Annotated in this window: 13 protein-coding genes; 2 read left to right on the forward strand and 11 right to left on the reverse strand. The window is 33.3% G+C overall.

Annotation, left to right across the window (positions count from 1 at the left end; all coding sequences use genetic code 11):
• Positions 1–117: 117 nt before the first annotated feature.
• Positions 118–333 carry a DNA-directed RNA polymerase subunit omega gene (gene rpoZ / locus RWL86_RS07620; protein ID WP_314078531.1) on the reverse strand — a complete coding sequence of 72 codons (216 nt, stop codon included), beginning with the start codon at positions 331–333 and terminating at the stop codon, positions 118–120.
• Between the two features lie 16 nt (positions 334–349).
• Complete coding sequence (gene gmk / locus RWL86_RS07625; protein ID WP_314078533.1) at positions 350–973, reverse strand: guanylate kinase; 624 nt, start codon at positions 971–973, stop codon at positions 350–352.
• A 264-nt stretch (positions 974–1,237) separates the two neighbouring features.
• Here gmk and RWL86_RS07630 point away from each other — a divergent pair, with 264 nt between their 5' ends.
• On the forward strand, positions 1,238–2,353 hold the full coding sequence (locus tag RWL86_RS07630) for a hypothetical protein (protein WP_314078534.1): 1,116 nt from the start codon (positions 1,238–1,240) through the stop codon (positions 2,351–2,353).
• 55 nt (positions 2,354–2,408) lie between these two features.
• Here RWL86_RS07630 and RWL86_RS07635 read toward each other — a convergent pair whose 3' ends face one another.
• From RWL86_RS07635 to RWL86_RS07675, 9 genes are read right to left on the reverse strand one after another with little or no spacing between them, the layout of a single operon-like run.
• The gene (locus RWL86_RS07635) at positions 2,409–3,044 is read right to left on the reverse strand and encodes a V-type ATP synthase subunit D (protein ID WP_314078535.1); all 636 of its coding nucleotides are present in this window, start codon (positions 3,042–3,044) and stop codon (positions 2,409–2,411) included.
• A 7-nt stretch (positions 3,045–3,051) separates the two neighbouring features.
• Positions 3,052–4,428 carry a V-type ATP synthase subunit B gene (locus tag RWL86_RS07640; RefSeq protein ID WP_006703587.1) on the reverse strand — a complete coding sequence of 459 codons (1,377 nt, stop codon included), beginning with the start codon at positions 4,426–4,428 and terminating at the stop codon, positions 3,052–3,054.
• Positions 4,421–6,202, reverse strand: coding sequence for a V-type ATP synthase subunit A (locus tag RWL86_RS07645; RefSeq protein ID WP_006703586.1), 1,782 nt, complete (start codon positions 6,200–6,202; stop codon positions 4,421–4,423). The genes RWL86_RS07640 and RWL86_RS07645 overlap by 8 nt, the downstream gene beginning before the upstream one ends.
• A gap of 32 nt (positions 6,203–6,234) precedes the next feature.
• Positions 6,235–6,546, reverse strand: a complete 312-nt coding sequence (locus RWL86_RS07650; protein ID WP_314078538.1) for a V-type ATP synthase subunit F — start codon at positions 6,544–6,546, stop codon at positions 6,235–6,237.
• Positions 6,536–7,537 carry a V-type ATPase subunit gene (locus RWL86_RS07655; RefSeq protein ID WP_314078541.1) on the reverse strand — a complete coding sequence of 334 codons (1,002 nt, stop codon included), beginning with the start codon at positions 7,535–7,537 and terminating at the stop codon, positions 6,536–6,538. The genes RWL86_RS07650 and RWL86_RS07655 overlap by 11 nt, the downstream gene beginning before the upstream one ends.
• Positions 7,538–7,548: 11 nt before the next feature.
• Positions 7,549–8,130 carry a hypothetical protein gene (locus RWL86_RS07660; protein ID WP_006703583.1) on the reverse strand — a complete coding sequence of 194 codons (582 nt, stop codon included), beginning with the start codon at positions 8,128–8,130 and terminating at the stop codon, positions 7,549–7,551.
• A 12-nt stretch (positions 8,131–8,142) separates the two neighbouring features.
• Positions 8,143–8,625, reverse strand: coding sequence for a V-type ATP synthase subunit K (locus RWL86_RS07665; RefSeq protein WP_227931014.1), 483 nt, complete (start codon positions 8,623–8,625; stop codon positions 8,143–8,145).
• An 18-nt stretch (positions 8,626–8,643) separates the two neighbouring features.
• A complete protein-coding gene (locus RWL86_RS07670; protein ID WP_314078546.1) occupies positions 8,644–10,596 on the reverse strand; it encodes a V-type ATP synthase subunit I in 1,953 nt (650 codons plus the stop codon).
• A complete protein-coding gene (locus RWL86_RS07675) occupies positions 10,583–10,909 on the reverse strand; it encodes a hypothetical protein (protein ID WP_314078549.1) in 327 nt (108 codons plus the stop codon). The genes RWL86_RS07670 and RWL86_RS07675 overlap by 14 nt, the downstream gene beginning before the upstream one ends.
• A gap of 242 nt (positions 10,910–11,151) precedes the next feature.
• On the opposite strand from RWL86_RS07675, the gene RWL86_RS07680 reads away from it, so the two are divergent.
• Complete coding sequence (locus RWL86_RS07680; protein WP_314078551.1) at positions 11,152–11,469, forward strand: hypothetical protein; 318 nt, start codon at positions 11,152–11,154, stop codon at positions 11,467–11,469.
• The last annotated feature ends 128 nt before the right edge of the window (positions 11,470–11,597 follow it).

Consider the following 11,597-nt stretch of genomic DNA (forward strand, 5'->3'; position numbering starts at 1 on the left):
CACTAAAATAGGGTTGGTGGATTTTCTCCATCAACCCTATAAATTATAGAACCTTAAAATATATTTTAAAAAATAAAAACCTTGAAGGGATTTCTCCACTTCAAGGCTTCTTCATCATTAAACTTCTTCAGGAATACTATCTTCACGAATTCCTAATTCACCGGCGATAACTTCTTCTAACGCACGGCCAACATTTTTATCTGATTGATAGTTTTCTAATTTTTGTGGTTCATGATGGTGTAATTCATGAGCTCTTTTACTTGATAAAATTACTAAAGAATATTTTGAATCAATTTTGTTCAATAATTTATCAATTGAAGGATATAACATCATAATAGATTACCTCTTTCTACTCTTCATCCAGTATTTCTTCTAACTCTTCTATAGTATCTAAATTTCTAACGATTCGCAAGTGCTCCGTTTGAATAATTGCTTCGATTTTTTGAACAGCATTATCCACTGTATCGTTCACTACAGAGTAATCATAATACTTCATCAACTCTAATTCTTCACGAGCTGTTTTCATACGCTTCGCAATTACTTCATCGGAATCTGTTCCTCGATTAACAATACGGCTTTCTAATTCATTTAAATCAGGTGGCGTTAAAAAAATAAACACTCCATCCGGCATTAATTCACGAACTTGAATGGCACCTTGTACATCAATTTCTAAAAATACATCTTTCCCTTGCTCCAATGTATTTTCTACGTATTCTAGTGGAGTGCCATAATAATTCCCAACATATTCAGCATATTCCAATAATTGTTTATTTTGAATCATTTGTTCAAATTCTTCTCTTGTCTTGAAGAAATAATCGACTCCATCTGTTTCACCTGTTCGTGGTTTACGAGTTGTGGCTGAAATTGAGTAAACAAATTTTTGTTCCCCTTTTGAAAAAATTGCAGCTCTAACTGTTCCTTTCCCTACGCCTGATGGTCCAGATAAAACGATTAACAATCCTCTTTTTGTCATAATCGTCTCAAAACTCCATTCTTTTTACAGCTTTTTACTATCTTATCATAAACCTTACTCGAACAACAAGCCAAAGCAGAAAAAATATCACTTCCTCAACAAATTATAATCTTCTCCTCATTTTTATCTGTGTTTTTTCTTAAACAATCCGGAAAAATATTGCGATGCACTGCACATAAAATATTGACTTTTTTCTAAAAACTCAATATGATAAAGACGAGATTGAAAAGGTTTACATTTTTAGTGCGAAAGGGGAAATCATTTATGAAGAAGAAATCGAAAAAACTAAAATTTATTTTTCCTGTTGTTATTATACTCGTAATATTAGCACTTTTCTTAACACCAAAGTTACTTGACTCGCTCCCTAAGCATTTTTCTATCTCATCAGACGCTAATTTTTATATAGTCGGATATCACAACATTGAAGGATATCAACTGGACGGTTCTAATTTCAAAAAAGTTTCTGATGAAAAAATAGAAATTGTTAAAGGGCAAATTAATCCTACAGTTAAACGTTCAGAACTATCCAATCGTTATTTAGTGTTTTCTGAGGAAGGAAAACCACACGGTGTCATTGGAAGAGTGACATCTATCGACTTTAAAGCCGGAGAAATCAAATATCATAAAACAGATGACTATGCTTATACATCTTCCGGCTCAAATCCTGATTACTATTTCACCTCCGCTTCAAATTATATAGCAACTTTTGATTCAACATTAAAAAAAGTAGATAAATATATTTTTAAAGAACCGGTTATTCTTTCAGACTTTTCAAACGAGGGGAATCATCTTTATTTTTTAGGAACAGATGTCAAAGGTGATTCAAACCATCAGGCCCTAAATAATTTATATCATTTTTCTCTTCATGACAGCAAATTACAGTTGAATTATAAAGAACCGTTATACGAGCAACCAGAAGTCACTTATTACTTTAACAATAGCTTGGTAAGAGGAAATCACTTATACGCAACTTCAAGTGGTTATCATAAAGACTCTACGAAAGAAAAAATAGTTCTAGGACAAATGTTCCACTATGATATGGATTCAGGAACAAAAGAGTTCATTGATTTACCTGAAATTGCTCCTAGCAATCTATATGAACTAAAAGGTGATTTAGTAGCCATTGAACATTCAACTGTATATTCTAAAAAAATTGGGTTCACCCTTTTTCATTTAACAAATTACGCCTCACAATTCATCGATTTATCTGAATTTGGGTTTGATGTTAATAAGGATTCTTTAAAAGATGTGAAACAAATAGATGACGACACTTTATTAATTTTAGTAGGTAATAAACTATTACGTTATCAGATTAGTGAAAGTACCATCCTATCCGAAAAAGAAGTTGACCCTCATTCATTTCATATTTGGGTAAAATAACGACAACAAAAAACGAGCATCTTCATTTCAAGATGCTCGTTTTGTTGTTTCTTCATTATGATTTTTGACCCATATCTTTTACTTTCATAATACGAGTAATACTTGCACGTTCTTGTTCTTCTAACTTCATTTCAATGTAGTAAATCGTCTCTTCTAATTGAGGAATCATACGATATTCTAAAGCATTTACTCTTCGACGTGTTTTCTCAATCTCATCAGCTAATAACTGACAAGTTTTTTCAATTTCTGTTAATGATAATAAATCTGGTAACACGGCTGAAATTTCTTCAATTGAATGATCAATCTCACTATTGGAGTTTAAATAACCATATTTAAAATCACTCTCTTTATTTTGTTCTACTACCGTAAAATTCATTTCTGGAACAGAAACACTCATAATATTTTTTTCTTGTAAATTCAATGTGACACTTTGTGGAGGAATTGCTACTAGTTCTTCAATAAAAGCTTCTTCTAGTGTTGCTTTTGCTAACACAAAACTTTTCATTCCTGCTGTTAAACGTTTTTCAACTTGATCACGTAATTCATTATTTTTACGAATTAACTCAATGAATTGTCTCATTAATTCGTCTTGCTTATCTTTTAATAATTTATGACCACGAACAGAAACGGTTAATCGCTGTTTTAATTTAGACAATTCCATTCTTGTTGGTTTTACATTTAATCTCACCATTTAGGAATCACTCCCCTTTAGGTAAAAATTCATCAAGCATTTCATCCTTGATACGTTTTAATTCCGTACGAGGTAAAATTGATAGTAATTCCCAACCTAAATCTAATGTTTCTTGAATGGTACGATTCGTTTGGAATCCTTGGCTGATGTATTCTTTTTCGAATCGATCTGTAAATTCAACATATAATTTATCTGTTTTTGATAAAGCAGATTCCCCTAAAACGACTGCTAATTCTTTTGCTTGTTTTCCTGTTGCATAGGCAGCAAATAATTGGTTCATCGTTGAAGCATGGTCTTTACGAGTTTTTCCTTCACCTGAACCTTTATCTTTCAAACGAGAAAGAGATGGCAATACATTGATTGGAGGTTGAATCCCTTGTTTATCTAATGCACGATCCAAAATAATTTGACCTTCAGTAATATAACCTGTTAAGTCTGGAATTGGGTGTGTAATATCATCTTCAGGCATTGATAAAATTGGAATTTGAGTTACAGATCCTTTACGTCCTACTAAACGTCCCGCACGTTCATATAATGTCGATAAGTTTGTATATAAATAACCTGGATATCCACGACGACCTGGAACCTCACGACGAGCTGCAGAAATTTCACGTAATGCTTCACAGTAGTTTGTCATATCTGTCATGATAACTAACACGTGCATGTCTTTTTCATATGCTAAATATTCAGCTGTTGTTAAGGCAATTTTAGGAGTCGCAATTCTTTCAATCGCTGGGTCATTTGCTAAGTTAATGAACATAACTGAACGATCAATCGCTCCTGTTTTACGGAAGTCTTCCATAAAGTATTCTGCTTCGTCAAAGGTAATTCCCATTGCAGCAAATACTACCGCAAATTTTTCGTCACTATTTAACACAGTAGCTTGACGAGCAATTTGAGCCGCTAATTCTTTATGAGGTAAACCTGAACCAGAGAATACTGGTAATTTTTGTCCACGAACTAATGTATTTAAATGGTCGATTGCTGAAATTCCTGTTTGAATAAATTCATCCGGATAGTCACGAGAAACTGGGTTAATCGCTTGTCCATTTACATCTAAAGATGCTTCCGGTAATAATTCAGGACCACCATCAATCACATTTCCCATTCCATCAAAAATACGACCAACCATATCTTCTGATACATTTAACGATAAAGGTTTCCCTTTAAAACGTACTTTTGAATCACGAATGTTAATGCCGCTAGGTCCTTCAAAAATTTGTACCATCGCTTTATCTTCATGTACTTCTAGTACTTGACCATGACGAGTTTCTCCATTTTGTAATTGGATTTCTACTAACTCATCAAATTTAACGCCTTCTACTTGTTCAACCATCATTAGAGGGCCGACAACTTCACTAATCGTACGATATTCTTTAAGCATTTGTCATTCCTCCTTTTTGAATAGTTGCTTTAACATCTTCTTGAATTTGTTCTTTAATCGCTGTAAATTGTTCCATTTGACTTTCTGGAATATATTTTGAACGAGCAATACGGTCACGAATTTCTTCTGTGCCATCCATAATTTCTGCATAATAAGCACCAACGCTCATCGCATGTCTTGCTTGTTCTTCAAATGTTAAAATTAAATCTAACATACGATATTGTTTTTCACGAGAAGTGAATGTATCCACATCGTCAAACGCATTTTGTTGTAAGTAATCTTCACGAATGGATTTCGCAATTGTCATTGTTAAGCGGTCTTTTTCAGATAATGACTCTAAACCAACTAAACGTACAATTTCTTCTAAACTTGCTTCTTCTTGCAATGTTTGCATTGCATGTTGAACCATTGATGACCAATTTTCATGAATGTGTTCATCCATATATTTTCCAACTTCTTGATTGTATAGAGAATAAGAAGTTAACCAGTTCATTGATGGGAAGTGACGTTTTTGCGCCAATGTTGCATCTAATCCCCAGAATACTTTAGCAACACGTAATGTATTTTGAGTAACAGGTTCTGAAGTATCTCCCCCTGGAGGTGATACCGCACCAATGGCAGTAATTGTCCCTTCACGACCCTCGCTACCTAAAGTAACGACACGTCCTGCACGTTCATAATATTCAGCAATACGACTACCTAAGTAAGCAGGATACCCTTCATCCCCAGGCATTTCTTCTAAACGTCCTGACATTTCACGTAATGCTTCTGCCCAACGTGAAGTTGAATCCGCCATAATCGCAACACTGTATCCCATATCACGGAAATACTCTGCAATTGTAATCCCTGTATAAATAGAAGCTTCACGAGCTGCTACAGGCATGTTTGATGTATTCGCAATTAAAATTGTTCTTTCCATAATGGATTCTCCAGTTGTTGGATCAATCAATTCTGGGAACTCATTTAATACGTCTGTCATTTCATTTCCACGTTCACCACAACCTACGTAAACTACGATATCCACGTCAGACCATTTTGCAATTTGGTGTTGAACAACTGTCTTACCAGCTCCAAATGGTCCAGGTACAGCTGCAGCTCCCCCTTTTGTTACAGGGAAGAAAGTATCAATAACACGTTGTCCTGTTAACATTGGAACTTCCGTATTTTTCTTCACTTTAAATGGACGTCCTTGACGAACTGGCCAACGTTGAATAAGGTTGAAAGATTTTTCTCCTTCTTCTGTTTCAACTGTATAAACTGTATCTTCAATACGATACGTTCCACTTGAAATACTTGTTACTGTTCCTTTTACTCCATAAGGAACCATAATTTTATGTTGAACAACTTTTGTTTCTTGTACATAACCTACAATGTCTCCAGCTTCAACAGTTTGTCCAACTGCTACTGTTGCGTGAAACTCCCATTCTTTTTGACGATCTAATGGGGCTACTACTGTTCCACGAACTAAAAAGTCACTGTTAGATACTTCTTTAAATGTATTCAATGGACGTTGAATTCCATCAAACATTTGAGAGATGATTCCGGGAGCCAATTCAACAGAAAGTGCTTCTCCTGTCGTTGTTACTGGTTCTCCTGGTCCTATTCCAGACGTTTCTTCATAAACTTGAATAGAGGCAACGCCTTTACGCATCTCAATAATTTCACCAATCAGTCCAAGGTGACCTACATGACAAATATCTTGAATATTTGCATCTTCCATACCTTCAGCGGTCACTAATGGTCCTGATACTTTTACGATTCTTCCGCTCTTCACCGAAGTACCTCCTCTTAACTAAATTTTACGAATTATAAAATGTTTTGACCTACAGCCTTTTCCACATTTTCTTGAATTCTTGATTTTCCAATGGATAATGAACCTTTATGATTTGGAATTAAAATGATTGCTGGTGAAACAACTGCATCATAACGACGAATCGTTTCAGCGATTTCAGAGGCAATCGCTTCTGTTACATAAATAATTCCATACTCTTCACTTGCTAATCGATCAATCGTTTCTCTTGCTTCTAAACTTTCATAAGCAGGAAACACATCAAAACCAAGAATTTTGAAAGGAAGGACTGAGTCTTTATCTCCAACAACTGCAATTTTATGAGCCATAAACTGGTCGCATCCTTTCTCTTAATTGTTCTTCACTAAACCCATTATCGATTCCTACTAAAATCAATCGAATATTTTTCACTTCCATTTCACTAGCATGAATATAGGCAAGGGATGGATAAGGTCCAAAAGCATCGAATGTCGCATCTTTTAAATAACGATAAATACATTCGTCTTTCAACAATTCTAATTTCAATACAGAAATGTTTTCTTGAGATAAAATACTTTCCAATTCTTCTTTATAAGAAACACCATCAAATAATTGTAATAATGATGCCCAACCTAATTCTTGGAATGTATCGATTAATTGAGTTTTCGATACTGTTCCTTCATTTGATAATACCGTTTGTAAAAAGCTTCTTGATTGTTTTTGAGCACTTGCTCGAATTAAAGTAGCAATATTTTCTAAATCAATCATTAAATTAACAAATTCTGTCACTTTATCATCTTGCAATTGACGTTCTAGCATTCTTAAATGTCTAAAATAATAAGTATCCATAAAAACGTCAGCAGTTTCTAATCGCTCAAAATTTTCAAAATCTTCATAAGCTTCTCGAACAGCTGACACCATAACGCTAGGAACATCTTGAGAATCTCTAGTTTCTACTAATTGTTTTAAGGTTGCTAATGAATAACGACCAATGGGTACTAATAAATGTGAAAAATCTTTTTTAGCAAATTTTTCTTTTAATAACACTTTTAAATTATGATACGTATAACGAATTGAAAAAATATCTAATAATTCAGGTGTAGGCATTAATTCATATAATTCCTCATACTGATTTTTCAAATGCTTCATTAATACTGCATCAAATTGTTTCGTTTGCAATAATTCATCCGTTTGAAAACCATAAGCCGTTTTTTGTAACACTTCTAAAGCTTGTTGTAACTCTTTTGAAGCTAATAAACTATTCATGATATCTTTTGAAAGTAATTGTTGTTCTAAAATACGAACAGTAGTATTGATTCCTGAATAAGCTAAATCATTCATTGAAATCCCTCCTATCTTTCAAAAGCTTTTTTAGCTAACTCTGGTGAGTATTCTTGTTTTAAATCCTTTAATAGTGCATCGAATAAATAGTTGTATTCAATTCCTGATTGTTGTAAAACAAATCCAACTTTTTGTTTTAAAGTCGTTTGTGACACTTCTAATTCAGAAGCATTCGTTAATTGGTGAATATCTTCTTGTGATAATTGACTTGCTGTTGCTTCCCCTAACACTAATGTGATTTTTTCTTGTTTAGGTAATTGAGCTACTGCCGATTGAATAAACTGTACTAATGTTACGCCACTCCATCCAGACATTAAGGAGTAAACTTCATCAAACACGCTATCGAGTAATCGTCTTTTTTCTTGTAAAATTTCTTTTTTACTCGCATTGACTAAAGATTGTTTCTCTTTATCCCAAAGTTGTTTTGCACGTTGTTTTAATTGAGTTTTCTTTGCCACTTCTTGTTCTGCTAAAGTTGCATTCATGACATTTGTACGTTCTTCTTCTTCTTTAGTAGCAACAGCCAATTGATGTGAGAAATCTTCTTCGACTTCTTTTAATACTTGTTGTTTTAGTTGCTCTAAATCTTTCAAACGTTCCAACTCCTAACCTAATTGATTGATAATTAAGAATGAAGCCAATAATCCTAAGATTGCATAAGTTTCAACCATGGCTGCAAAGATAATCCCTTTAGTAGATTCTTCTGGTTTTTTCGCTAAAATTTGAACACCAGCAGCTGCTACTTTCCCTTGAGCAATACCAGATAATAAACCTGTAAATGCAATTGGTAAAGCTGCCATTAATAAGTATAAACCAGAACTTAAAGGCATTGTTGCGCTCATTTTTTGCATAATGAAGAATGCAATGATGAATCCATAAATCCCTTGAGTACCAGGTAATAATTGTAAAATTAACGCTTGAACGAATTTTTCAGGTTGTTCTTTAATTAAGGCTGCTGCAGCTTCCCCTGCAATCCCTACACCTTTTGAAGAACCAATTCCTGAAAAAATACTTGCTACAGCCATTCCTAATGCTGCGAAAATGAAACCTCCAGAATTTTCAGTAAAAAATGTTAACCAGTTTGTCATAATAAATCTTCCTCCATCTTATTGATTTGATTTTTGTTTTGTTTCAATATATTTTTCATACGTTTTAAATGGTTTTAACGCTCTTCCGCCACCTTCATAGAATTTACCAAAGAATTCTACAAACTGTAATCTTAATCCATGAACATAAGCTCCTAAAAATGTTAGGAAAATATTTAACCCATGAAGCGCAATTAACAGAAGAATTCCTACTGTAACTCTTGCTACTGGTGGTAAGAAAGTCACTAACATGTTAAATGCTGCTGCAATACTACCGCCTGATACAGCTAAAGCCATCAAACGAGTATAGCTGACAACATCTCCCACATAACCACTAATACCATATAAGTTATATAAACCACTTGCCAAGCCCGCAAATTTATTCGAACTTGTCAACATAGATACGATCACAATTAGTACCGCTGCAATAATCGCTACATATGAGCCAATAGTTGCAAGAATCGGTATATTTAAAATCATCGAACCTACTAAATATAAAATTAAGCCAAAAATAATCGCTAACCATCCAATATGAGTGGTATACGCATTAGCATAATCTTTTTTCTTCCAATTACTATAAGCCCCTATAAATAGACCTACAATAATTTGAATAACCCCAAAAATGATTGATAAAATCATAATCGTCGTTAAATCTTTTGAAAGCGATAATGGTTGGAATGGCATATCCACTCCAAAGAATGAACCAAAGATAATTCCCCAAATCACTGTTGGATAACTTAATAAATGGAAGAACATTAAATTACGTTTCATTCCTTTATCTAATACAAACAGTTTTAACGCAAGGAAAGTTGCTAACCATAATACAAGTCCATATCCTATATCTGCAGACATCATTCCAAAGAACACAAGATAAAACGGCGCTGTAAATGGCGTTGGATCCACCTCTCCATATTTTGGTAAACCATACATCTCAATCATCATCTCAAATGGTTTAAAGAGCGAATGGTTTTTCAAGACAGTTGGAGCTTCTTCATATTCTTCTGGATCAATTTCCAATTCTACTACGGTCACTTGAGAAGCAATTCCATACTCTTCTATTTGTTGTTTTGCTTGTTCCACCACATCATCACATAAATAACCATGTAAGCAGAATAAATGCTCCTCTGAATACAATTGTTCTTTTGCAATTTCTTTCTGCCATTCATTAAACGCATATTCACAGTACAATTTTAATTTTCTAACAAGATCCTCTTGTTGTTGCATTTCTTGTACTAATGAATTTTTAGCTTCTTTTAATTGCTTTTGACGTTCTAAATTCAATTGCAATTCTTCTTTAGGGCTATGGTCAAATGGGTACCATGTCACACTAAAATTCACTTTCGCTAATTCTTCTTTAGCTTCTTGTTGATGTTTTCTTGAATAAGTTGCAAATACTCCAACTTCTTCTCTTGTATGATACACTTCCTGAACGACAATCCACTGACTCTCTTTTAGACTTTCTAAATAACGATTATCCGTTGTTTGAGGAATCGTCCCCATTTTCGTCTTCGTAAATGGTTGTTTAAAGATTTCCTTTGGATGGAAGTCTAAATTCCCCCATTTTCTAAGTAGATTTTCAGTTTCAACGAGCTCTGCATTTTTATCTTCAAATTTTTGTAATTGTACTCGATAATTTTCAACACTCTCTATTAATGTTTGATAATCCCAATTAGAAACCGTTTGTTGAAGTTCTTCAATCGTAAAGGTTTCTTTTTTAGTTTTCAATTTTTTCATGAGTGAAGGTGCTTTGAGATATTTTTCTAAAAAGCGAATATCTTCTTGTAATCGTTCTACCTTACTTTCTAACTCTTGAAGATTTTTTTGATTCGAAGGTTTTGATTCTTCTAACATGGATTGCCCTTGACTTAAGGAAATGAATTCTAATGATTGTAATTCTTGAACCGCGTCCATCAGTTGGCTTTGAATACGATTTGGTGCAATAAACATCAATTTTTTCATTTTAGCAATTGCCATATCGTTTTAACACCTCCTTAATTGTTTCCTGAACCAATTCTTGTCGATTGGCTTCAAATACCTGTTGTATTTGTTGAATTTCTTCTTTTTGAAGAGATGCTAATTCTTCTTGGAAATCCAATTTCTTTTGAGAATATTTATCCTCTAATTCTTTTTCATAATTCGACAAAGCGATCTCTACATTCTTTTTTGATTCAGAAATCTTTTGATTCGCTTGAATTTTTGCTTCATCAATTTTCTTTTGAAAATCTTCTTTTAATTGTTGAGCTTGATTTTCAATAGCTTGAACAGATTCTACAATTTTTTGGCTCATAGTACACCTCCCATCTCATAGGTCTGGATTCGATAATAAATTCCTACTTTTGTTATTATACCCTTCTTTATAAAATGTATCAAACGTTAATTCTACTCCCGCTTCCTCTATGATTAATATAGTTAAATAGGAAGAAACACTACTTTTTTTGAAAAAATTTTTTATTTTTTAAAATAATGTTTGCATTTTAGAACAAATGTTCGTATAATACAAATACAAACATTTGTTCGGGAGGTCCTATTATGGAACAATATAAAAAACCATTTCATTCATTTATTCAACCATTATTAAACAGTTTACAATTTCCAACAGATTCAACTTCATATACTGATGTAATGCCATTAATTGATGTTGTTGAGACGATTCACAATAGTTACTATTTCAAAAAAGAAATTACTCTTTTATTTGAACAATATAATTCGAAAGGTGAATTACAACAATTTACTAAAAAAGGCATTATTAAAAGCTGTATTCAGCCGAACAATCATTTTGTTTTTCTAAGCGAAGATTTAACCATGATTCTAAACTTAGAACAAATTGTTTCTGCCATTCAAGTATAGAAAAAAAGACTTCTTATTGTAGTATTAGGACGCCAGCAGACCTACGGTCTCATGGCTAAAATTTGAGCCTGGATCTCAAATTTTATTTGAAACAAAGTACCAAAAAAAGACAAAAAGATATTACCTAT

The sequence above is a fragment of the uncultured Granulicatella sp. genome (assembly GCF_963515095.1).
GTDB lineage: Bacteria > Bacillota > Bacilli > Lactobacillales > Aerococcaceae > Granulicatella.

Excerpts from the sequence above, each read along its gene's own strand:
- rpoZ (WP_314078531.1), bottom strand. The coding sequence starts at position 333 with ATGATGTTATATCCTTCAATTGATAAATTATTGAACAAAATTGATTCA.
- gmk (WP_314078533.1), bottom strand. The coding sequence starts at position 973 with ATGACAAAAAGAGGATTGTTAATCGTTTTATCTGGACCATCAGGCGTA.
- RWL86_RS07630 (WP_314078534.1), top strand. The coding sequence starts at position 1,238 with ATGAAGAAGAAATCGAAAAAACTAAAATTTATTTTTCCTGTTGTTATT.
- RWL86_RS07635 (WP_314078535.1), bottom strand. The coding sequence starts at position 3,044 with ATGGTGAGATTAAATGTAAAACCAACAAGAATGGAATTGTCTAAATTA.
- RWL86_RS07640 (WP_006703587.1), bottom strand. The coding sequence starts at position 4,428 with ATGCTTAAAGAATATCGTACGATTAGTGAAGTTGTCGGCCCTCTAATG.
- RWL86_RS07650 (WP_314078538.1), bottom strand. The coding sequence starts at position 6,546 with ATGGCTCATAAAATTGCAGTTGTTGGAGATAAAGACTCAGTCCTTCCT.
- RWL86_RS07655 (WP_314078541.1), bottom strand. The coding sequence starts at position 7,537 with ATGAATGATTTAGCTTATTCAGGAATCAATACTACTGTTCGTATTTTA.
- RWL86_RS07665 (WP_227931014.1), bottom strand. The coding sequence starts at position 8,625 with ATGACAAACTGGTTAACATTTTTTACTGAAAATTCTGGAGGTTTCATT.
- RWL86_RS07670 (WP_314078546.1), bottom strand. The coding sequence starts at position 10,596 with ATGGCAATTGCTAAAATGAAAAAATTGATGTTTATTGCACCAAATCGT.
- RWL86_RS07675 (WP_314078549.1), bottom strand. The coding sequence starts at position 10,909 with ATGAGCCAAAAAATTGTAGAATCTGTTCAAGCTATTGAAAATCAAGCT.
- RWL86_RS07680 (WP_314078551.1), top strand. The coding sequence starts at position 11,152 with ATGGAACAATATAAAAAACCATTTCATTCATTTATTCAACCATTATTA.